Origin of the sequence: Butyricimonas sp. DFI.6.44 (genome assembly GCF_022132345.1) — a bacterium.
GTDB lineage: Bacteria > Bacteroidota > Bacteroidia > Bacteroidales > Marinifilaceae > Butyricimonas > Butyricimonas muris.
In genome coordinates, this window is the sequence record NZ_JAKNJD010000010.1 from 209,163 (window position 1) to 229,777 (window position 20,615).

Sequence of the window (20,615 nt, forward strand, 5' to 3'; positions counted from 1 at the left end):
AATGTTACGAACATCTCTTATTGTATCCACTTATAATAGACCATGTGCTCTTGCGTTGTGTTTGGAAAGTGTTAGAAGGCAGAAACAACTCCCTGATGAAGTTATTGTTGGTGATGATGGCTCGAGAGATGATACAAGAATTTTGATCGAGAGCTTCCAGAAAGATTTTCCTGTACCGTTGTTACATATATGGCAAGAGGATAAAGGATTTCGTTTAGCACAATGTCGTAATAAGTGTATCGCGAAAGCCAAATATGAATATATTATTCAGATCGATGGGGATATTATTTTGAACCCTTATTTTGTTGCAGATCATATTGCATGTGCTGAGGAAGGATGTTATATAAAAGGTGGACGGGTGAATATTATGGAATCTAGAACGGAGCAGTTATGCAAGGACAGAACGTACACTTCTTTGGGATTCTTTTCTCGTGGATTGACGAGAAGAGAGAATTCGATTCGTTGCTTGTCACTAGCTAAATATCTTGCTCCTCGTCGAAAGACGCGTCCCGGGTTGGGGTGTAATATGTCCTTCTGGAAGAAGGATTTAATTCAGGTGAATGGGTATGATGAATATTATGTAGGTTGGGGTGGTGAAGATTATGATTTGAGTATACGTTTACAGAATATTGGTCGTCAAAAATTAGCGTTAAAATTTGCGGCTATTGGATTTCATTTATGGCATGAAGATAAATACATGGATAATAAAGAAAAGAATTTTAATTACTATTTTGACAAAGTGGCAGAGAAGGCAACTTGGTGTGAATGTGGAGTAAGCCAATATTTGAAAGAAGATACACAAGAAGAAGCGTGATGAAAAGTTTTTTATATTATTTGGAACATCGTTTCCGACTTGTGAAGTATCAACTACGTTTTCGGAAGAAACAAAAGGCATTGGGTTTTATTCTTGATATAAAATCAACGGATGAAACCTTGGATAAAATATTGCGGGACCATTGTTCTGTCAGTCGGTATGGTGATGGGGAATTAAATCTTATACGTGAAAAAGGGAATGGATTTTGTCGTTATAATTCTTCTTTGGCGGAAAGATTGCAAGAAATATTAATTACCGAAATTCCCAATCATATTACTTGTTTGCCTTACGCTCTGGTGTCACGGGAGAATTTGAATCTACGCACGAAAGTTTTTTGGTTAGGCTATTTTATCAAGGCACATGATGTTTTTGCCCGTAATCTGAAACCTGAAAAAGTGTATTATGATGCTTCATTTACACGTTTTTATTTCGCGTATAAAGACAAAAGCGTGTGTAAAGGATATCTGGAAAAAATCAAACAGATTTGGTCGAATCAGGATGTGCTTCTGGTTGAGGGAGAATATAGTCGTTTAGGTGTAAATAATGATCTTTTTGAAGGAGTACGTTCGTTACAGCGTATTTTGTGTCCCGCGAAAGATGCGTATGAAAAATACGATGATATTTTGAATATGACGGTCAAGCATGGAGATAAAAAATTAATCCTTGTTGCATTGGGACAAACGGCAACTGTATTGAGCTATGATCTGGCGAAATTGGGGTATTGGGCGATTGATATCGGGCATGTGGACGTTGAGTATGAATGGTTTTTGCGTGGGGCAAAAGATAAAATTCATATTAATGGGAAATATGTCAATGAAGCTAAAAATAATACTTCTTACAGGGAGAGAATCTGTAATGATGGTTATGAAGCAACGATTATAGAACGAGTATCGGAATCACCACTTTGAAGTTATATAATATGAAGAAAGTGCAGAAGATATTCTTTCTGGCAATGGGAGGCTTATTAGGGAGCGTGGGTATATTGTATGGGATGACATTTCATTATTTTCTTCTTTTTGTAGCTATCTTCTTCGCATTCTCGAACTGGAATTCTTTTATCGAAAAAGTGAGGAGCGGGAAGGATTATATTTTGGTATTTATTGTATACTTGTTGTATATCTCTTTGCAAACCATATTTTTGAATGCCGGGGTAAATGATAAGGCTTATTTCGGAATATTTGAAACTATATCACTCAATTTTATTTTAGTACCTGTTTATGTGGCAACATTGAGAGAGATAATGACTTCTCGACTATTGAAACAGTTCCTTTTTTTATTTTGTGCCGGGTGTGTGTTGTTGAATTTGTATATCGTGTTCTATCTTGTGGGAAAAGAAGCGTTTACGGATATGCAATCAACTATCGAGTTTTTGTATACAAGTCGTTTCGGTGATAATAAAATGTCGCTTTTAGGAGGAAGTTTATTATTGGAACCACAGGCGTTTACTATTGCTTTGACTGCATTAATTTCATATATAATGATTTTTATTGAACGTCGGTGGGAAATGAAAATTTTGTGCGGGATGATGTTGTTGTTATTATTGTTTTTTCTGTCATTTACTGTAACGAAAGCCGGGTTGTTAGCATTTACGGCTGGTTTTGTACTCGTAAATATTTATATCCTAAAAAAAAGAACATGGCGAATGCGTTTGACGCTATTAGCTTGTGTTTTTTTGTTTGTTTCCGGCGTATTTGTGTTTGATGGCTTTAGGGAAAAGTATAAAGAAAGGACAGGTGAAATTATTGTAGAACTGGGGAATATCAAACATGGCGTATACTCGGGCGGGACAATAGCGCCTCGGGTCGGTTTTATTCGAGAGGCGTATATACATGTTGATGAATTCGCTTTTTGGGGATTGGGTGTGTATGCTAAAAATAGAGTGAAAGAATGGTTTAAAAATTCCGATGCAGGGCTTGGTGAGTTTAGGAATGTGCATAATACATTTTTACATTATTGGATACAGGGAGGAGTGTTTGGTTTGGCAATCATGATATTTCTTTTTGGAGCTCCATTTTACATGATGATAAGAAATAGAAGATTCTCATATTTGATTGCTTCAATGATGGTTGTCATTATTATAACAAATGGTTCAACTATCCTGTTGGATCTGAATAATTCACGGTTTATAATTGTGTTATTACTTTCTATGTTTTATTACTATGGAGATACTTTTCGGCAAATAGAAAAGGCTATTACCCGGTAGATTCATTTAGGAAGCAATTTTTTATCGTCCCGATATTATAAAGAGAATATATCTTGTATATTTGTATGCCGAATGTATAATATGAGTTGGATGGTGAAGTTTCAGAAATATTTTTTTCTTTCTGTTGCTTTCCTGTTGGGAAGTATTATACCCTTGTATGGTAATGTTTTCAACTTCCTGTTGTTGATATTGGTTATATTCATGTTATGGAAGCGGAAAAGCAAAGTGTGGGAGACTTTACTGGCGGAACGATTGTATATCGGGGTGAATGTTGTATTCTTGCTTTATTTTATAGTACACACCGTGGCTGTATTATTGAAAGGGAATCCGATAGCGAAGCCTAGTTATGGGACGTTTGAGGTTTTAATACTTAATTTCGTGTTAATTCCGATGTGGGTTGCGACGTGGCGAGAATGGATTACTCTCGGCCTGATTAAAAAATTCCTTTTGTATTTCTGTTCGGGTTGCCTGTTGCTAAATATATATATATTATTTCTTGTGGTTGGAGATAAACTATTTACATCTCCGGGTGAGGCCTTGGAATATTTGTATAACAACCGTTTCGGTGAAAATAGATATGTATTAGGGAGTAAATATTGGTTAGAAGTTCAAGCGATGCTTTTAGCTGTTTCTGCATTGATTGTCTATTTCTTACTAATAATAGAAAAGGCGTGGAAAAAGAGAGGACTTTTGTTGTGTATGTTTGGGGTACTTGTGGTGTTTTTATCCTTTACCGTCACTAAATCTGCTATATTGGGTTTCTTGTTAGGTTTTATCGTGATGAATTTTTATTTGTTTCGAAAACTTTCTTTCAAGCGACAATTTTTGTTTGTTGGCGGTGCTTTGGTTTTCGTGTTGAGCTTAACTTTATTGATGGATTTAAATAAATATGAAGAACGGATACATGAAGTGGGAATTGAGGTGCAAAATGTACGTGAAGGGAAGTTTGTAGGCGGAACAGTTGCTCCGCGGCTTGCGTTTATAAAGGAGAGTTTCAGGCACTGGGATGAGTTTGCCTTGTGGGGATTAGGTGTAACTACAAAACATCGAATAAAGGCATGGTATGAAGCTTCGGATTTGAATATTGCGGTTTTTAATAATGTGAATAATACTTTCCTTCAATATTGGATTACGGCAGGATTGGTAGGTTTAGCTGTTATGATCTTTTTGTTTTTTGCACCACTTTATCAAATGATTAAAAGAAAGAAATTCTCGTTTTTAATTCTATCTGTATTATTGGTCTTTCTTGTTGTCAGTAATTCGTGTGTCACTTTATCGTGGGCAAATTCACGGGCATTGATGTTGATATTTCTTGCCATGTTTTATTTCTACGGGGATATGTTCTCCCAATTGGAAAACGATATTCCCCAAGAAGAAAAGCCTTCTATTTGATAAGCTTTCCTTTGCGGCTGAGTTTGATCGTGAAGCCGAAATTGTCTTTGAAAAGTTTGCCCAAGTCACTGTATAAGCCTGTTTCTATTGTAAACGGTAATTTGTGGAAAGGAAGAGTCACTTCCAATGCACCGGAGAACTGATCTTTATTGAATTTGTTTCCGTATGTTCCGTAGTTTTTTGAATACGAGAGTAATAATTTGTAAGGAGTTGTTTGCCATGCCATACCTTTTATCCCGACGTGGTGTCCAATGATACGGTTATTGATGATTCTAGTAAGGTTATCGCTTAAACCGGGTGTCATGAACGGGCTGCCGATAACTTGTCCGTATAGAGTCCATCCGTTGGCGTATTCACCGTTATTAAAATAGTTATCACATCCTCCGAGTACTTTCCTCCCGTAGAAATGACTGTTCGGGTCTTGTTTCGCTATTTCTTCCGGTGTTGCAGGTCTGTCATGGCGAGAGCCGGATTGATATTTGGTATAATAGAATTCATATATGACGTCGGATATCCATTGTTGCGGATTTTTTGAACCGTAATAGAAACAATAAGTTCCGTCCGGGAAGGAGCGAAAATCTGTCCCCGAGCCATCTTCGAAAGGGATATCGTGGTAAAATGATAATATGTAATTATCGGCAAGATAATTAATTCTTAGATGTTCCCGTCCCAAATGATTTCCCAAGGCATTGATAGAATCGCTGGTTGTGGCTCCCGCACCGCCGCCATCGGCAAAAATGATGCGGCCGTAATCACTGAAAGAGCCGGGTTGTTTTCCTAGAGTGGGATGTTTGCCTGCCCATTGTGCCCAATGTTCCAATCCGGCAATGATTTCCCAACGGCGATGAGGGGTGATTTTCACGTAAAGAGATTTGTTGTGCAAGCGAATATCTTTCACGTAACTATTGTCAGTCATCATATAATCAGCCCAATTAAATTGGAAAGCGATGATTCCTTTTGTGCCGGGAATATCTATAAAATCACTTCTAAGGTTATAACCCGGGAAAGTTCGGGAATTTCCGGAACGGACAAAATCCCCGTTGGTAGAAGAAACACCGTTATATTCTTCTTCCGGTTGAATCATGCCCAGATCGAGCCGAAGTTTACGCCAGCGGGCACTTACAAAAAGTTGGTCTAAAATAATTTTATTTCCCGGACTGGAGAGATATCCCCCCGCGGATACCCCATAGGCGAATTGAATCTTGTGTTTGTTCGTGAAATCGGAATAGAACCCTAGTTCCAATAAGGTTCCGTTCCCGTTAGGCATAAGTCCATGCCGATTGCTGACAGCCCAAAAGGGTAATGTCTTCTGTGTGGAAGCGAATCCCGATAAAGATGCGTTATAAACTACATCTCGTTTTTGTCCTTGGCCTGAAAAAGAAAACAGGGTTACAAGGATACATACCAAAAAAATCCTCATGTCGCCGATTTATGCACGTCTATTATTAATCTTCAGCGACAAATGTATCTCTTTCTAGCCTAAAAGGCATCGTTCGATCAAAGAAATATCTTCTTTATAGGTTAATTTAACATTAGAAGGTGAGCCTTGGATAATTTTGATAGAAATCTCCGGTAAATAGCGTTTCACGACACCACAATCGTCCGTGCTGAAAAAACAGGGATCTGTAAGTGCTTTATTATAAGCTCCTCGCAACGTGTTTGCTAGGAAGCCTTGTGGCGTTTGTACTTGAAATAGGGTAGAACGATCGGGGATGGCGTTCACGAATTGTTTCGTGGCATCACTTTGCAAAATGGTATCAGTGGCAGGAATGGCTGTCGTGCAGGCTTCACAATTGTCGAGAGCCTCAATCGTGTCACTGATCATTTGTTGGGTGACTAATAATCGCACGGCATCGTGAATGATGAATTTGCAATTCGTGTCTTGATAGGCGTTTAAGGCGGCTAAAGTGGAATGGTAACGTTCTTTGCCACCCGGGATAATCATTCTTACTTTGCCAAATCTTTCCTTGGTAACAATCTCTTGAGTTTCATTCAAGTAATCTTTATGGACAACAATAATGATTTCGTCAATAAGTTCGTTTTGCTCGAATACTCCGAGTGTATGAGCCAATACTGTTTTCCCTGCAATGGTGATAAATTGCTTCGGGAGTTCGCTGCCTAATCGTCGACCGGAACCACCGGCCAGAATTACTCCAATGCTCTTCATTATAATTGAAAATTGAAAATGTGAGTTTCTCAATCTTTAAGAGGTTTGACAAAGGTAGATTTAATCGGCAATTATAGAATCCGTTAATTCGAATTCCAGTTCGCCGCCGTTTATGATTTCATCATGCGTAATCCATGTGCGATCCAAGGGGTCTCCGTTCAATAAAACTCTTTTCACGTAAATGTATTGATCGTTTTCCCTATTGGCTTTTATCACGAAACGGCGATCTTGCCCGAGTTTGATAATTACTTTCTTGAATAAGGGCGTCCCTAACTGGTATTTGGTGTCACAAGGATTGACCGGATAGAATCCTAGGGCAGAGAATACATACCACGCGGACATTTGACCACAATCCTCGTTACCGCACAGACCGTCGGGACGATCCGTGTAAAGTTCCCGGCGAATTTTGTCTATATAGTATTGAGTCTTGTATGGTTTGTCCGTGTAATTGAACAAATAAGCCACGTGGTGAGAAGGTTCATTTCCTTGGGCGTATTGTCCGATTAATCCGCTGATGTCGGGAGAAGCGTTGCTGCCCTCGATGACGGAAGGCAGGGTGAACAAGCTGTCTAATTTTCGGGCGAAAGCTTCTTTGCCGCCGTGTAAAGAGATAAAGCCGTCGATATCATGGGGAACAAACCACGAGTATTGCCAAGCATTTCCTTCCGTGTAATCGTCGTTGCGATGCGTGGACGAGAAAGGGGAGAAAGGAGTTCTCCAACTGCCGTCCGCTAATTTGCCCCGCATCAATCCGGTTGAAGGATCGAAGAGGTTCTTGTAATTTTTAGATGATTCCATGAAAAAGAGATAATCGTTTTCTTTCCCCAAGGCTTTTGCCATTTGCGCGATACACCAGTCGTCATAAGCAAATTCAAGGGTTTTGGATACTGATTCTTTTTCCAGATCACACGGGATATAATTGTATTCCCGGAAAAGTCCCAGTCCGTGTCCTTTGGAAAGGGATGTTTCTTTCATCGCCTCGTATGCTTTTTCCACGTCATACCCCCGGATTCCTTTTAAATAGGCTTCCGTGATAACCGGAATGGCGTGATTGCCTATCATGCAGTGGCTCTCGTTACCCATTAGTTCCCAGTTAGGTAACAACCCGTGAATCTCGTAATGCCGGATGAAAGAGTTGATCATATCATTCACCCGATCTTTTTGAGTAATGGTAAAGAGAGGGTGTGATGCCCGGAATGTATCCCACAAGGAGAATACCGTGTATTGATTTTCTTTCCCCACGCTATGAATTTCTCCGTCCGGTCCTTTATAATTCCCGTGTGCATCAGAGAACAAATAAGGGGCAAGGTACGCGTGATAGAGAGCCGTGTAGAATGTGCGTGTTTCCTCTTTTGTGCCGCCCTCGACTTTGATACGCGATAAAGCCCGTTTCCATTGTTGTTTGGCTTCTCTGCGCACTTTATCAAAGCTCCAGTGCGGGAGTTCTTGATCAAGGTTTGCCGCGGCTCCCTCGCAGTTTGCAGATGAAATGCTGACTTTGACCAATATTTTGTTGGTTACCGTACCGAAATCAATCCATGCATATCCTTTATCGGAAACGATTTTTTGTCCGTTTCTCAATAATTGCAACGTGTCAACACCCGCCCAGATGTCAACATCCTGCGAGAATTCCATGAAAAAATAGACATTGTGTTCCCGTGCCCAACCGGTGGATTTTCGATAGCCTTGTATCGTGCGGTTATTGATTTTCTTGATAGAGGTCATTACCGTGCGATCCCAATTTCTTGCCGTGGTTAAATCCAGTGTCAGCCCGTGGACAGCATTAGACGGGTATTGATAGGCGTGCATTCCACAACGGTTGGTGACCGATAATTCGGTTTTTATACCGTTGTCGAAAGTTACGCTATAATATCCGGGTTCGGCTGTCTCGTTGGCATGAGAGTATTTGGCGTACCCGGAAGTGATGAAGTCGATGGCTTTTTCTCCCGGTTGCGGGCGTCTTGTGACGGGTAGAAGTCGGATATCCTGCAAATCGCCGATTCCGGTTCCGCTTAAATGTGAATGTGAGAACGAGGATATGATGCTATCACTGTAATGATAGCCGGAACACCACTCCCAACCGCTGCGCGGATTATCCGGGCTCAGTTGAATCCCCCCGAAAGGTACTGCCGCACCGGGGAAGCAATGTCCTTGTCCGGCAGTCCCGATAAATGGATCAACGTAGTCCGTTACTCGTGTTTCTTTTTCTTTTCGACAGGATGTAAAGAACCCGGTAAAACAAAGCAGGAGTAGAAGGAGTCGTGTTTTCATGATATTCGTTTCTAGGCGTTTAATTCATTCCATACAAGCGCGGATGCCCCGTAAATGGCGGCATTCGTGGGTAGTGACGATCGAAGTATTTTTACTTTTTGCTTGAATACATACAACATATTGGCTTCCATTTGTTCCTGCGTGGTCTTGAACAACCATTCACCGGCGTTTGCCACGCCGCCTTGCAGGAATATGGCTTCCGGGCTGATTATAGCAACCAGATTTGCCAATGCTTTGCCCAATTGTTCCCCGGTGATTTTGAAAGCTTCAAGAGCGATGGGATCTCCTTTTTGAGCGGCATCGTATACTTTCTTTGCCGTGATTTCCGTGTAAGGAATGTCCCGGAGTGTGCTGGGGGTATTTTCAAGAGCGAGCAACTCGCAAGCCGTGCGTTTGATTCCGGTAGCGGATGCGTAGGTTTCCAAACATCCCCGACGACCGCAATTACAGTACCTGTCACCGCCGCACACGAGCGTATGTCCTACTTCACCGGCCAGACCATCGTGCCCGTAAACGAGTTTTCCGTTCACCACGATTCCACTACCCAGTCCGGTTCCCAGCGTGATAATCACGAAATCTTTCATGCCTTTCGCCCCGCCGTACACCATTTCCCCGATAGCCGCGGCTTTCGCGTCATTCGTGATAAAGGAGGGTACGTTGAATTGTCTTACAAGTAATTCTACCATGGGAATCGTGCCTTTCCATGATAGATTGGCTGCGTTCTCGATCGTACCGTTGAAATAATTACCATTTGGGGCACCGACACCGATACCGACCAGTTTAACGTCCAGTTTGGAGAGTTCTTTTTTTACCGCTTTATGTAAGTCCAGAACGAAATCTTGTGGAGTATTGTATGCCGTGGTGGATAAAGATCCGTCTGCCAGACAATTCCCATTTTTATCAATGATTCCGAAAGCGATGTTGGTACCGCCAATGTCAATACCTAAAGAGACAGTAGTTTGCATAAATAATATATAAATTTGACAACAACATGATTTGCATTTTTAACGCGGTTAAAGGTAATAAAAAAATAAGAGACCGATGGGGCGATCTCTTATTTAATTACTAACTACTAACCTAAACATACAAACTTATGAAAAAAAACTGTGTCTTCTATCTGTTTTCTACATTACAAAGATAGGGGGTATTCTATGATTTAATAGTTAATAGTTCGTTAATCTTTTGTGTATATAGATTTAAATCTGATAAACGAAATGCAATAAAAACACGATCAAATTTAGAGTTTCAAATAGAAATCTTTTGTTAATCGAGCGTAACTCTCGTGATAAACGTGACGTTCGGTTTCTAGTGTAATTGTTTTATTTACAATATCTTTTTGTCGCTTGGAAATTTCCATGAGCTTACGCTTCGGGGGCTTGTTCGGGGTTGGGCAAATTGTTGTAAATTTGTTAATAAACCATTTGTGCGATTGCGCTAGTGTTATAAAATGCTCCGCTTCGGGAATCGGTAAGATGATACAAATTTTTCCTTCCGGGGATAGTAGTTTTTCGGAAACATTTAATATGTCCTCGTGCGAGAGAGTCGAGCAATGGCGTGCCATTGTTTTGCTTCGTTCCGGGTTTTGGGTGGAGTTGATAAAGAATGGCGGGTTGCACGTGATGATATCATACAGGTAATCCTGTTTGAAATCTTGTACCCGTCCTTGGAAAACTTGAATTTTCTCTTTCCACGGGCAATCTTGCACGTTTTCTTTTGCTTGCTTGCAGGCGGCAGGATCGATTTCTATGGCGTCTATTTGTAATTCCGGGTTTCGTTGAGCTGCCATGATAGCTATAAGTCCTGTCCCGGTCCCGATGTCCAGCAAATGGTGTGTGTCGGTTAAGTCTGCCCACGCTCCTAAAAGAACACCGTCTGTGCCGACTTTCATCGCGCATCTGTCTTGACGGATCGTGAACTGTTTAAATTGGAAGTAATCGTTTGCCATAATTAGTTGCCTTTGCAAGGCTTAAAGTTTATAAGGTTCATAAACTTTATGAACCTTATAAACTTTATAAACTATTTTTCTTCTTCTTTCTTCTCCTCTTCTTCTTCGAGGTTTAGCATGTTTTTCTCCAATAGTAAGTTGTACCATTGAATCATTTTGCGCATGTCTGACACGTAAACCCGGTCTGCATCATATTCCGGAACGACGGATTCAATGTAATTCGTGATAACATTGGAGGCTTCCTTGTGATTGATTGTCGGCTTGCCTTCTTCTTTTTTGTAGATTCGTTTGAATACTTCTTTTAAAGGCATGTCTTCATCTTCCGTGTATATGGAAATATCTTCAAGAGAAATAATTTTCGCATTAGAATAAGCAGGAAAGCGTTTTCCGTCAAGTAATGATTCTACGATTAAAGCATTCGATGTATTGCTAATTAATTTGTATAATCCCGGTTTTCCTGAGATGGATAAAATTTCTTTCAACATATTGCTTTCTTTTTGTGTTTAAATGAGGGACAAAAATACGAATCAATGTTTAAAACTAAAAACAATGAATTGTTTATTTTTTCGCACTCTCGTGCAACGTTTGGATAAAAAAGTGCATCTTGCTTGTGAAAAAGGATAATAAACGTGACTAATGGACGAAGCGTGGGTGATAGAGGAATGCCGGAAAGGTAATCCGAAAGCACAAAAGTCTCTGTATGAATATTTCGCTCCCAGAATGATGGGCGTGTGTATCCGTTATGCCGGGAATCGGGATGCGGCAGGAGATTTATTGCAGGATGGCTTCGTGAAGGTTTTCATGCGATTGAATGAATATATGGCGGTTGGTAGTTTCGAGGGGTGGATGCGGAAAATATTTATCAATTGCGCATTGGAGAGGATTCGTAAGGAGAGGATTTTTTCCAGAGTAGTAGAAGGGGAGATTGATGTGGAGGATACGATACCTTCGGTATTAGAGACGTTGACGGAAATGGAAATGTTGCAAATGATCCGGTTATTGCCCGAGGGCTACCGTACGGTGTTTAATTTATTTGCAATCGAAGGATTCTCGCATAAGGAAATCGGGGAGATGCTTCATATCACGGAAGGTACTTCCCGGTCACAATATGCCAGAGCCCGACAGTGTTTACAGGAAATGATCAGAAAGATGTATTGATTATGGATAAAAGAGAGCGATTTGACGATATTTTCCGGGAGCGGTTATACGATTTGAAGTATAACCCGACGGAAGCCGCTTGGGAAGGGATTGCCGCCCGTCTTCCACGTCGTCGTTTTGTCCATAAGCGGGTGTACCGGGTGGTTGCCGTGGCGGCGGTTTTATTGCTTGTGGTTAGCGGGAGCATTTTATATTTGTGGCACGAGGGTGAAGATAATTTTTCTCCCGTTACCGTGTTACAAAACGAGAAAATGAGTCCCGTACCGTTAATCACGAGCGAGAAGAAGATTGTATTAGTCGCGGAGGCTGCTGGAATAAGGGAATTGAAGCCGGTGTCTTGCAAGGAAAATAGTGTATCGCGGGAATTTGTACAAGCGTGTAGTCCGATAAATAGAAACTTGGTGGCTTTGCAACACGAGGGCGAATCCGCGATGATATTAGCCGATTGTGATGTTACTCCTTCGATAAAGAAGAAGGCACGTAAGTGGCGAATTGGAGTGGGAAGCGGCAATTTAGGATTGGCAGGCGTTTCTTTGAATAATGTAGATAATATGGCTCCGTCGCAAGATTTGGGAAACAATACGGATCCTGAAGATAACGATAGACAGCCATTGTCCAGGGCAACATCGACACCCCGTTATGAACCGGAAAAGTCGACTCGGGTAAAACATTTAATGCCTGTATCCATAGGTCTTTCTGTGTCTTATCCGTTAAATGAACGTTGGAGTTTTCAAACCGGATTGACATACACGTATTTACGTTCAAAATGGAAACATGAATCAAGTAGTCGGGTTGTTCAAAAACAATCGCTGCATTTTATCGGGATACCTGTTTCGGTAAATTATAGACTCACGAATTGGTTACGTCCATATTGTTATTTCAATGCCGGAGTATTGGCAGAGGTAAATGTCGCGGGGCGACTTAAAAACTCGTATGGACATGAAGATATACGTGTGCCGGGAATATTGTGGACAACATATACACGCGTGGGAATTGCTTATCCGCTAATCCGTTTTGTTTCGATCTACGCGGAGGGTGGAATGTGTTACTATTTTAATTACAGGGGAACAATTGAAACCGTTCGTTCCGAGAATGCATTCAATTTTACGGGACAACTGGGGTTGCGGTTAAACTTTTAAACACGAGAATATGAAACGATTAAAAAGTTATATGACAGGTGCTTGGAAATGGTTGCTTTCCTCTTTGTGGATTGTATTTGGATTTACGGCTTGTGAAGAAGAATATGAAGCATCTATGTATGGTTCTCCTCATGCCACTTTTGTTATTAAGGGAAAAGTTGAAAATAGTGCTAAACAGGGCTTGCCTAGAGTTCAAATTGTAATACCTTTGTATGAGGTTCGTGATACAGTGGAAGGTGTGCCCGTGAAAAAGGAGTATGGCGATACGTTATATACAGACCAAAGAGGACAATTTTTTTGGGAACGTGTAGATTACCCGGGAGGGAAGGATTTTGAATTACGATTTTACGATATATACCCGCGGGAAGGTTGTGATGCGTGTCAAGCAGATACTTTAAAGGTTAGTTTCTCTCGGGATGAACTGATAAAGGGTGAAGATGATGACAATTCATGGTATTTCGGACGTGCCGATAAAAATATAACCGTTGTGCTGGAAGAAAAACGGGATGAATGATAATATTAAAAGTAAGGAAAATGAAACGCTTAAAAAGTTATTTAGATAAAAGTTGGAGTGGGCTGCTCTCTTCTTTATTGGCAGTATTAGGATTTTCCGGTTGTGGAGGTTCTGCCGATTCACCGGAGGATATACCTCTTATGTATGGAACCCCGACAGCTTCCTTCTCTATTAAAGGTAAAGTACAGAATTCTGCCGGGCATGCATTGCCGGGTGTCCGGGTTGTTATTCCTAAGGTGGAATTCTATCAGGTTGCCACGGAGAGTTTTATCCCGGACTATCCGATAATCACGGAAGAAAGACGTGATACCTTGTATACCGACGAGGAAGGGCGTTTCGGGCGTAGGTTTTATGATTTCCCGACGGATACCGTGCGGTATGAATTACAATTTTACGATGTGAATCCGCTGGCGGGAGTGCCTGCCTGCGAGCCGGATACGTTAAAAGTAACTTTTACACGTGACGAGTTACAACGGGATAAGAATGATAACGAGTGGAACCGGGGAAATGTAGTGAAAGAGATTACCGTAACCTTGAAAGAGAAGGCAGATGAGTAATAAACCGGGTTTACGGCAACGTTTAGGATTAGAGTCTTTTAGGGCTAAGCGGCAACAGCAGAAGGAATCGCACGAGCTGCGTACTTTATTTTGGGAATGTACGTTGCGTTGTAATGTTGCCTGTCGGCATTGCGGGAGTGATTGCCGTGCATGCGTCGAACAGGCGGATATGCCGAAAGAAAATTTTTTACGGGTGATAGATTCTATTACTCCACACGTGGATACGCACCGTGTGTTTATTATATTCACGGGCGGGGAACCTTTGATGCGAAAAGATCTGGAGATTTGCGGACGTGAATTGTATCGGCGGGAGTATCCTTGGGGAATTGTGACGAATGGTTTGCATCTTTCCCGTCAGCGTCTGGATTCTTTATTGCAAGCCGGAATGCATTCAATCACCGTCAGTCTTGATGGATTTGAAGATGCTCACAACTGGCTCCGTTGTCACCCGCTAAGTTTTCAACGGGCGACCGAGGCGATTCGGATGCTTACCGGGGAGGAGGAGATTATTTGGGATGTCGTGACTTGCGTGAATCAAAATAATATAGAGCAGTTGCCTGCTTTTCGTGATTTTCTTATCGGGATAGGGGTGAGGCGTTGGCGTATATTCACGATATTTCCGGTTGGACGAGCCGCAGAAGTTCCTGAATTACAATTATCCGACAAGCAATTTACCGGGTTGCTGGATTTTATTGTATCTACCCGTCAAGAAGGCAAAATACAACTGAATTTCGCTTGTGAAGGTTTTCTGGGAAGATATGAAATGAAAGCCCGCGACTATTTCTACCATTGCAACGCGGGTATCTCCGTTGCTTCTGTCCGAGTGGACGGTTCTATTTCCGGATGTCCCAGCATCCGGGCAAATTATAATCAAGGTAATATTTATCGAGATGATTTCATGCAAGTGTGGAATGAACGCTTTGTTCCTTTCCGTGACAGGGAATGGGCTCGTCAAGGAGAATGTGCCGATTGTTCCATGTTCCGCTATTGCGAGGGAAACGGGATGCACCTGCACGACGAGGCAGGCAGGCTTCTCGTGTGTCATTACAGGAGAATTGAATAAAATTCATTTTCAACTTTCAATTCTCCATTTTCAATTGTTTTACATTCCCCGTTGTTTCTTGATTTTCTCGTATGCCTCGTTGATGGCCATAAATTTTTTCTCGGCTGCTTTGCGGATGTCTTCTCCCATGTACCCGACTTTATCCGGGTGGTTCTCTCTTGCCATTTGTCGATAGGCTTTTTTCACCTCTTCATCCGTGGCGGAAGGTGTTATGCCCAGCACTTGATAAGCCGAATCCGAATCATCGTAATACATGGCTTTGATAGACTGATACGTGGTCGAGTCTATGCCCAGAAGATCGGATATTCTATCCAGTAAGGCTATTTCGCGGTTGCATACATTACCATCTGCTTTTGCCAGCCCGAACAGGAAATACAGTAATTGTGTACGCGAGTAGATATTCATGTTCGCGCGTATTTGCATGGCGACTTGATCTACAGCGATCTCCTTGTTTAATAAATCCTTGATGATTGCCACGGCTTCCCGTTCGCCTTTCGCGCCGAAGTTATCACGGAAGAATCGTTTGACGTATTCCAGTTCGCCTTTTGTCACTTTCCCGTCCGCTTTCATGAGGCCTGTCGCCAGCACGACGAGGCTGAAAAGAAAATCACCTCTGCCCGTCGGACCGGACGCGGGGTTTTGTGATTGCTGTTGATTCGTGATCACGGTTGCGGTATCAAATGTCGATCCGATGAAGAAACCGAACAACGCTCCTATGGGGCCTCCCATCGCGAATCCTAATCCCGCTCCTATCCATTTTCCGTATTTTGCCATAATATATTATTGTTTTTTATTCGGGTTGTTTAGTTGTTGAATGATATCGTGTATTTGTTTTACGATCCGATCGTCGTCATTGTTGTAAATGACAAAATCCGATTTTGGCAATTTCTCGCTGTCGGGCATTTGGTTGTTGATACGTTCCATCACTTTCTCCCGGCTGGTAGAGTCCCTCGCGACAACTCGCCGGATGCGGGTTTCCATATCCGTTGAGATCAAAATAATGTAATCGAAAAGAGATTCAAGTTTGGATTCGAAGAGGATTGCCGATTCGAAAAATACCAGTTTGCTCTTTTGTACCGAGCACCAGTCGCGGAAATCTTGGGTTACAACCGGATGAACAACGCGGTTCACTTCCGTGATGGCACGCTTGTCGTTGAAGATGATAGAAGCAAGTTGTTGTTTATTCAATCCACCCTCGGGCAAATAGATATTCTCCCCGAAACGTTGTATCAAGGCTTGCCGGATATCTTGATTCCGGTTCATGAGCGAAGAGGCTCTCCGGTCGCTGATGTACACGGGATATCCCAAGATTTCGATTATCTTCGCGATAGTGGATTTGCCGCTACCGATACCCCCTGTCAATCCGATTTTAAGCATGGTTTTATTTTTTCTTTTCGATTAAATATTCAACCGATTCGGGCATGAGCACGAGAGATTTGATATGCGCGGGTTGCTTGTCCACGCTGATTTTGAGGGCTGCCGGGTTGCTTGCAATCTGGTCGTAATCCACCGAGAACGAGAAACTGGTATCCGATACCGATTCGTAACGGCTGAGCCCGATATCAAACGTGAAATCTATATTCTGGGGAAACAGGCGAATCAATAGCGAATCCGGTAAATTTTTCACTTTTATCGTTGCCTTTTTCTTGGCTTCAGTGAAACGCTCCACTTCTACTTTCACTTTTGCCCCGCTCTCCGAGATTTGTGTTCCGGGAATTTCTTCGAAGGAAACACTTTTAGTCACCTCTTTGGATAAGTCCTTTAGTTTTAATGGCGTGGTGTACACTCCTTTCAAGGTATCAAGAATCGTGGCAGGTCCGCTGATATCCACGTGATCGGGTGTCACGGAAATGTCGTTTTTCAACATGTACTGTCTTTTGAGCGTGTAATCGACTCGCGGGATGACAGGGACTTTCTTGCTTCCGAATTGCGAGAACTGGAACGTGATGGTTTCCGGTTTTATGTTAATTAATTTGATATCGGAATTGAGTTGTGCGCTGATTCGCTCTTTAATATCAACCGTGCTGATCGTGTATTCCAGCATATCTTTGCGCTCAAGGAGCGAACTCACGTTGATCGCGATGGGTAAAAAAGAGGTACCGATGCTGTAACGCAACAGCGTGAAACCGTGCGCCCTGATTTCTAATGTCATGTTCTTGGGAGGCTCCGAAACGAGTAGTTTACCCTTGGGGAGATCCGTGTATCTTATCGGGTAAGTGAGTTCCGTGGTGTACTCTTTATTCAGCGTGTTGAGAAACCATAGAACCGTGGCAATAATAAGGCAAACCCCATAAGTGATCACGTTGCGTTTTATATGCAGATCGTGATGGGATTTAAAGAAATTGACAATCTTATCAATAATACCACGCATACTTGTTGTTGTTACAGGTTATAAGTCGCAGGTTACAGGTTGTTTTTTTACTTGAACCTGCAACCTGTAACTTGTAACTGATCGTATTATTTAGCCGCGGGAACGTCTGTCATGTCTTTCACGATAGCTTCCTTGCTTACTTTTAATCTGGCTTGACTTTCAACCTCAATGATCACGGTGAAATCGTTGATCTCCACGATTTTCCCGAAGATTCCCCCGGTCGTCATGATTTTGTCGCCTTTTTTTAGTTCATCCCGGTATTTTTTCAATTCCTTTTGTCTTTTCATCTGCGGTCTGATCATGAAGAACCAGAAAACAACCACGATAAGAATAAGGAAAATGAATTGCATGCTTGCGCCACCGCCCTGAGTAGCTGTCTCTTGTAATGTCAGCATAAAAATTGTGTTCATAAATCTACTTTTTTATTGAGTTTTTATATTTGCAATTATTTTTAGTTCCACTACTTTTTCCGGAACGTTTGCAAAGATATTAATTACTTTGTATTGTTTACCATATCTGCCCGAAGAGTTGAATTCAACTTCAATTTTTCCTTCTCCGCCGGGGGGGATTGGTTTTTTGTCGTACTTCGGAATCGTGCAACCGCAACTGCTTTCCACGTTCAGGATCACGAGACTTTTTTTACCCGTGTTTTTGAAATGAAACGTGTGTGTCACGATCTCGCCTTCCGCCATATCCCCGAAATTGAAAGATTTATCTTTTATTTCAAATTTTGCCGTGGCGGTAGAGTCGTTTACCGCGGTTCGTGTGCTTGCCGGACTCTCGTTTTGTTGTTTGTCTTTTACTTTCCCCTCGCAGGAGCAGAGCAAGAGCGCGATGCCCGAAAACACGTAAAATATTCTTTTCAGCATATTTTTCATTTTGCCAACGAAAGTACTATATAATTTTAAAAAATGAGGTGCTTCATCGAATAATTTTTATCCCGGATATTTTTCATCGTTTCGATACCTATATCGAGATGCTCCCGGACAAAGTTTTGCGTGACCGCCTTGTCCGACTCCGTGGTTTTTATGCCGTCCGAAATCATGGGACTGTCCGAAATCAGCAGCAACGCTCCCGTCGGGATGCGATTGGCAAATCCCACTGTAAAGATCGTGGCTGTTTCCATGTCTATCCCTAGAGCTCTGGTTCCCACGAGATACTCTTTGAAATGCTCGTCAAATTCCCATACCCGTCGGTTCGTGGTGTAAATAACTCCCGTGTAATATTGCTTGCCGTGCCTCGTGATCGCTTTCGAGCAGGCTTTCTGGATGCTGAAGGCAGGAAGTGACGGTATTTCCCGCGGCAGATAATCATCCGAGGTACCTTCGCCCTTGATCGCCGCGATGGGGAGAACGTAATCTCCCACGTGGTGTTTGGTTTTTAATCCCCCGCATTTCCCGAGGAATAGAACGGCTTCCGGTTCGATAGCCGTGAGCAGGTCTAACACGGTGGCGGCGTTAGGACTCCCCATGCCGAAATTGATCATGGTAATCCCGTCGTGCGACACGTTGGGCATATTTTTGTCTTCACCCAAGATCGGGGCGTTGTATTTTTTCGCGAACAGTTCAAGGTAATAATCGAAATTCGTGAGCAGAATGTGCTTCGAGAAGTCCTTTAACGGACGTCCCGTGTAACGTGGTAACCAATCGTCTACAATATCTTTCTTTGTTTTCATCAAACTTTTAGTTTTTGCCTTTTAGTTTTTACCTTTTATCTTTACTTTTGTTGCCTTAAAAGTAAGATTTTATTACCGAATGACAAAGAAAATACCGGCTGAAAATTCTCGGGCAGGCATAGAGGATTTGAAAGAAATTCGAATTGAAGATTATACTTATGATCTTCCGGAGGGGCGTATCGCCAAGTTTCCCTTGGAGCGACGCGAGGCTTCGAAATTGTTGATATACGAGGACGGGGAGATTGGCGAAAGGCATTTTTATGATGTACCCGCGATGCTGGAACCGGACATGATGCTGGTATTCAATAACACGAAAGTGATTTATGCCCGTGTGCTTTTTCAAAAAACGACGGGTGCCGTCATCGAGGTTTTTTGCCTCGAACCCCATTCGCCCGCCGATTACGTGCAGAGTTTCGCTTCTTACGGGCGATGCGAGTGGAAATGCATGGTCGGGAATCTGAAAAAATGGAAAGAGGGGACGATATATTGCCATTATCAAGTGAACGGGGTTGATTGCCGGTTGGCTGCCACGCTAAAATCACGGGAAGAGAATGACGTGATTGTCGAGTTCACGTGGGATGCTTCGCTTAGTTTTAGCGAGGTGCTGGAGTGTTGCGGGCGTATACCTATTCCCCCTTATTTGAACCGGGACTCCGGGGAGGATGATAAAATCCGTTACCAGACGGTTTATTCCAAGAATGAGGGTTCGGTTGCTGCCCCTACAGCCGGGTTACATTTTAGTGTCCCTGTGCTGGATGCTTTGCGGGAGAAAGGAGTCGCGATAGAAGAGTTGACACTGCACGTGGGAGCCGGGACTTTCCGCCCGGTGAAAAGCGAAACTATCGGCGGGCATGATATGCACACGGAACATATATCCGTGCGTCGGGAAGTCATATCGCGTTTGTACCATCACCCGGAAAAGATTGTTGCGGTGGGAACAACTTCCGTGCGGACACTGGAAAGCCTTTACTGGATGGGGGTAAAGCGGTTGACGGGAGTCGATGATTTCAATTCTTTGGAACAATGGGAAGTCTATTCTTTACCGGCATCTTATAGTGTACGGGAAGCCATGGGAGCGTTGTTGGCGTGGTTTGACGAGCACGACACGGAATTATTGAAAGCGAAGACCACGATTATTATCGTGCCCGGTTATACTTATCGGGTGATCTCGGCGATGTTTACTAATTTCCACCAACCGCAAAGTACCCTGTTGTTGCTCGTTGCGGCGGCTATCGGTGAGGATTGGCGGAAAGTGTACGACTACGCGTTAGCGCGTGATTTCCGTTTCCTGAGTTACGGGGACAGCAGTTTTTTGAAAGTACGGACAACTAAAAGCGTGGAATAAA

Annotated in this window: 22 protein-coding genes; 10 read left to right on the forward strand and 12 right to left on the reverse strand. The window is 42.5% G+C overall.

Translation table 11 applies throughout. The annotated features are described in order from the left end of the window. The first annotated feature begins 1 nt into the window (after nucleotide 1). The 4 genes from L0M98_RS15100 to L0M98_RS15115 all read left to right on the forward strand — a co-directional run bounded on the left by L0M98_RS15100 (nucleotide 2) and on the right by L0M98_RS15115 (nucleotide 4,409). On the forward strand, nucleotides 2-814 hold the full coding sequence (locus tag L0M98_RS15100) for a glycosyltransferase family 2 protein (RefSeq protein ID WP_099294179.1): 813 nt from the start codon (nucleotides 2-4) through the stop codon (nucleotides 812-814). After that, nucleotides 814-1,722 carry an SP_1767 family glycosyltransferase gene (locus L0M98_RS15105; protein ID WP_227216728.1) on the forward strand — a complete coding sequence of 303 codons (909 nt, stop codon included), beginning with the start codon at nucleotides 814-816 and terminating at the stop codon, nucleotides 1,720-1,722. Before L0M98_RS15100 ends, L0M98_RS15105 begins: the two co-directional genes overlap by 1 nt. An 11-nt stretch (nucleotides 1,723-1,733) precedes the next feature. Then, entirely contained in the window at nucleotides 1,734-3,017 is a 1,284-nt protein-coding gene (locus L0M98_RS15110; RefSeq protein WP_227216727.1) for an O-antigen ligase family protein, read from the forward strand. Between the two features lie 498 nt (nucleotides 3,018-3,515). Continuing rightward, nucleotides 3,516-4,409 carry an O-antigen ligase family protein gene (locus tag L0M98_RS15115; RefSeq protein ID WP_227216726.1) on the forward strand — a complete coding sequence of 298 codons (894 nt, stop codon included), beginning with the start codon at nucleotides 3,516-3,518 and terminating at the stop codon, nucleotides 4,407-4,409. Here L0M98_RS15115 and L0M98_RS15120 read toward each other — a convergent pair. From L0M98_RS15120 to L0M98_RS15145, 6 genes are all read right to left on the reverse strand, one after another. Further along, complete coding sequence (locus L0M98_RS15120; protein ID WP_227216725.1) at nucleotides 4,402-5,829, reverse strand: capsule assembly Wzi family protein; 1,428 nt, start codon at nucleotides 5,827-5,829, stop codon at nucleotides 4,402-4,404. The two genes, L0M98_RS15115 and L0M98_RS15120, sit on opposite strands and share 8 nt — an antisense overlap. A gap of 54 nt (nucleotides 5,830-5,883) precedes the next feature. Then, a complete protein-coding gene (ispD, locus tag L0M98_RS15125) occupies nucleotides 5,884-6,576 on the reverse strand; it encodes a 2-C-methyl-D-erythritol 4-phosphate cytidylyltransferase (protein ID WP_186978159.1) in 693 nt (230 codons plus the stop codon). A gap of 60 nt (nucleotides 6,577-6,636) precedes the next feature. Further along, complete coding sequence (locus tag L0M98_RS15130) at nucleotides 6,637-8,847, reverse strand: GH92 family glycosyl hydrolase (protein ID WP_227216724.1); 2,211 nt, start codon at nucleotides 8,845-8,847, stop codon at nucleotides 6,637-6,639. Nucleotides 8,848-8,858: 11 nt separating this feature from the next. Then, nucleotides 8,859-9,812: an ROK family protein gene (locus L0M98_RS15135; RefSeq protein ID WP_099294164.1), complete on the reverse strand. Its 954-nt coding sequence runs from the start codon at nucleotides 9,810-9,812 to the stop codon at nucleotides 8,859-8,861. A gap of 272 nt (nucleotides 9,813-10,084) precedes the next feature. Beyond that, entirely contained in the window at nucleotides 10,085-10,792 is a 708-nt protein-coding gene (locus L0M98_RS15140) for a tRNA1(Val) (adenine(37)-N6)-methyltransferase (RefSeq protein ID WP_227216723.1), read from the reverse strand. Between the two features lie 71 nt (nucleotides 10,793-10,863). Then, nucleotides 10,864-11,277 (reverse strand): DUF5606 family protein, encoded by a 414-nt coding sequence (locus L0M98_RS15145; RefSeq protein ID WP_186978153.1) that lies wholly within the window; start codon nucleotides 11,275-11,277, stop codon nucleotides 10,864-10,866. Nucleotides 11,278-11,428: 151 nt separating this feature from the next. On the opposite strand from L0M98_RS15145, the gene L0M98_RS15150 reads away from it, so the two are divergent. From L0M98_RS15150 to L0M98_RS15170, 5 genes are read left to right on the forward strand one after another with little or no spacing between them, the layout of a single operon-like run. Continuing rightward, nucleotides 11,429-11,950: an RNA polymerase sigma factor gene (locus L0M98_RS15150; protein WP_227216722.1), complete on the forward strand. Its 522-nt coding sequence runs from the start codon at nucleotides 11,429-11,431 to the stop codon at nucleotides 11,948-11,950. Nucleotides 11,951-11,952: 2 nt separating this feature from the next. Further along, nucleotides 11,953-13,089: a porin family protein gene (locus tag L0M98_RS15155; protein WP_227216721.1), complete on the forward strand. Its 1,137-nt coding sequence runs from the start codon at nucleotides 11,953-11,955 to the stop codon at nucleotides 13,087-13,089. Nucleotides 13,090-13,099: 10 nt separating this feature from the next. Beyond that, nucleotides 13,100-13,603 (forward strand): radical SAM-associated putative lipoprotein, encoded by a 504-nt coding sequence (locus L0M98_RS15160; protein WP_227216720.1) that lies wholly within the window; start codon nucleotides 13,100-13,102, stop codon nucleotides 13,601-13,603. 20 nt (nucleotides 13,604-13,623) lie between these two features. Continuing rightward, nucleotides 13,624-14,160, forward strand: a complete 537-nt coding sequence (locus L0M98_RS15165) for a radical SAM-associated putative lipoprotein (protein ID WP_176555154.1) — start codon at nucleotides 13,624-13,626, stop codon at nucleotides 14,158-14,160. Next, a complete protein-coding gene (locus L0M98_RS15170; protein WP_227216719.1) occupies nucleotides 14,153-15,223 on the forward strand; it encodes a TIGR04133 family radical SAM/SPASM protein in 1,071 nt (356 codons plus the stop codon). Before L0M98_RS15165 ends, L0M98_RS15170 begins: the two co-directional genes overlap by 8 nt. Before the next feature lie 39 nt (nucleotides 15,224-15,262). On the opposite strand, the gene L0M98_RS15175 is transcribed toward L0M98_RS15170, so the two are convergent. The 6 genes from L0M98_RS15175 to L0M98_RS15200 all read right to left on the reverse strand — a co-directional run bounded on the left by L0M98_RS15175 (nucleotide 15,263) and on the right by L0M98_RS15200 (nucleotide 19,269). After that, nucleotides 15,263-15,997 (reverse strand): TerB family tellurite resistance protein, encoded by a 735-nt coding sequence (locus tag L0M98_RS15175; protein WP_227216718.1) that lies wholly within the window; start codon nucleotides 15,995-15,997, stop codon nucleotides 15,263-15,265. Between the two features lie 6 nt (nucleotides 15,998-16,003). Then, the gene (gene coaE / locus L0M98_RS15180; RefSeq protein WP_099294146.1) at nucleotides 16,004-16,600 is read right to left on the reverse strand and encodes a dephospho-CoA kinase; all 597 of its coding nucleotides are present in this window, start codon (nucleotides 16,598-16,600) and stop codon (nucleotides 16,004-16,006) included. Between the two features lie 4 nt (nucleotides 16,601-16,604). Beyond that, nucleotides 16,605-17,594 carry a CdaR family protein gene (locus tag L0M98_RS15185; RefSeq protein WP_227216717.1) on the reverse strand — a complete coding sequence of 330 codons (990 nt, stop codon included), beginning with the start codon at nucleotides 17,592-17,594 and terminating at the stop codon, nucleotides 16,605-16,607. Between the two features lie 86 nt (nucleotides 17,595-17,680). Continuing rightward, nucleotides 17,681-18,004 (reverse strand): preprotein translocase subunit YajC, encoded by a 324-nt coding sequence (yajC, locus tag L0M98_RS15190; protein ID WP_227216716.1) that lies wholly within the window; start codon nucleotides 18,002-18,004, stop codon nucleotides 17,681-17,683. Nucleotides 18,005-18,016: 12 nt separating this feature from the next. Further along, a complete protein-coding gene (locus L0M98_RS15195) occupies nucleotides 18,017-18,463 on the reverse strand; it encodes a DUF1573 domain-containing protein (protein WP_099294761.1) in 447 nt (148 codons plus the stop codon). Between the two features lie 35 nt (nucleotides 18,464-18,498). Continuing rightward, nucleotides 18,499-19,269, reverse strand: a complete 771-nt coding sequence (locus tag L0M98_RS15200; RefSeq protein WP_227216715.1) for an AMP nucleosidase — start codon at nucleotides 19,267-19,269, stop codon at nucleotides 18,499-18,501. A gap of 79 nt (nucleotides 19,270-19,348) precedes the next feature. On the opposite strand from L0M98_RS15200, the gene L0M98_RS15205 reads away from it, so the two are divergent. After that, nucleotides 19,349-20,614, forward strand: a complete 1,266-nt coding sequence (locus L0M98_RS15205) for an S-adenosylmethionine:tRNA ribosyltransferase-isomerase (RefSeq protein WP_227216714.1) — start codon at nucleotides 19,349-19,351, stop codon at nucleotides 20,612-20,614. The last annotated feature ends 1 nt before the right edge of the window (nucleotide 20,615 follow it).

Excerpts from the sequence above, each read along its gene's own strand:
- L0M98_RS15100 (WP_099294179.1), top strand. The coding sequence starts at position 2 with ATGTTACGAACATCTCTTATTGTATCCACTTATAATAGACCATGTGCT.
- L0M98_RS15105 (WP_227216728.1), top strand. The coding sequence starts at position 814 with ATGAAAAGTTTTTTATATTATTTGGAACATCGTTTCCGACTTGTGAAG.
- L0M98_RS15110 (WP_227216727.1), top strand. The coding sequence starts at position 1,734 with ATGAAGAAAGTGCAGAAGATATTCTTTCTGGCAATGGGAGGCTTATTA.
- L0M98_RS15120 (WP_227216725.1), bottom strand. The coding sequence starts at position 5,829 with ATGAGGATTTTTTTGGTATGTATCCTTGTAACCCTGTTTTCTTTTTCA.
- ispD (WP_186978159.1), bottom strand. The coding sequence starts at position 6,576 with ATGAAGAGCATTGGAGTAATTCTGGCCGGTGGTTCCGGTCGACGATTA.
- L0M98_RS15130 (WP_227216724.1), bottom strand. The coding sequence starts at position 8,847 with ATGAAAACACGACTCCTTCTACTCCTGCTTTGTTTTACCGGGTTCTTT.
- L0M98_RS15135 (WP_099294164.1), bottom strand. The coding sequence starts at position 9,812 with ATGCAAACTACTGTCTCTTTAGGTATTGACATTGGCGGTACCAACATC.
- L0M98_RS15140 (WP_227216723.1), bottom strand. The coding sequence starts at position 10,792 with ATGGCAAACGATTACTTCCAATTTAAACAGTTCACGATCCGTCAAGAC.
- L0M98_RS15145 (WP_186978153.1), bottom strand. The coding sequence starts at position 11,277 with ATGTTGAAAGAAATTTTATCCATCTCAGGAAAACCGGGATTATACAAA.
- L0M98_RS15150 (WP_227216722.1), top strand. The coding sequence starts at position 11,429 with ATGGACGAAGCGTGGGTGATAGAGGAATGCCGGAAAGGTAATCCGAAA.
- L0M98_RS15155 (WP_227216721.1), top strand. The coding sequence starts at position 11,953 with ATGGATAAAAGAGAGCGATTTGACGATATTTTCCGGGAGCGGTTATAC.
- L0M98_RS15160 (WP_227216720.1), top strand. The coding sequence starts at position 13,100 with ATGAAACGATTAAAAAGTTATATGACAGGTGCTTGGAAATGGTTGCTT.
- L0M98_RS15165 (WP_176555154.1), top strand. The coding sequence starts at position 13,624 with ATGAAACGCTTAAAAAGTTATTTAGATAAAAGTTGGAGTGGGCTGCTC.
- L0M98_RS15170 (WP_227216719.1), top strand. The coding sequence starts at position 14,153 with ATGAGTAATAAACCGGGTTTACGGCAACGTTTAGGATTAGAGTCTTTT.
- L0M98_RS15175 (WP_227216718.1), bottom strand. The coding sequence starts at position 15,997 with ATGGCAAAATACGGAAAATGGATAGGAGCGGGATTAGGATTCGCGATG.
- coaE (WP_099294146.1), bottom strand. The coding sequence starts at position 16,600 with ATGCTTAAAATCGGATTGACAGGGGGTATCGGTAGCGGCAAATCCACT.
- L0M98_RS15185 (WP_227216717.1), bottom strand. The coding sequence starts at position 17,594 with ATGCGTGGTATTATTGATAAGATTGTCAATTTCTTTAAATCCCATCAC.
- yajC (WP_227216716.1), bottom strand. The coding sequence starts at position 18,004 with ATGAACACAATTTTTATGCTGACATTACAAGAGACAGCTACTCAGGGC.
- L0M98_RS15195 (WP_099294761.1), bottom strand. The coding sequence starts at position 18,463 with ATGCTGAAAAGAATATTTTACGTGTTTTCGGGCATCGCGCTCTTGCTC.
- L0M98_RS15200 (WP_227216715.1), bottom strand. The coding sequence starts at position 19,269 with ATGAAAACAAAGAAAGATATTGTAGACGATTGGTTACCACGTTACACG.
- L0M98_RS15205 (WP_227216714.1), top strand. The coding sequence starts at position 19,349 with ATGACAAAGAAAATACCGGCTGAAAATTCTCGGGCAGGCATAGAGGAT.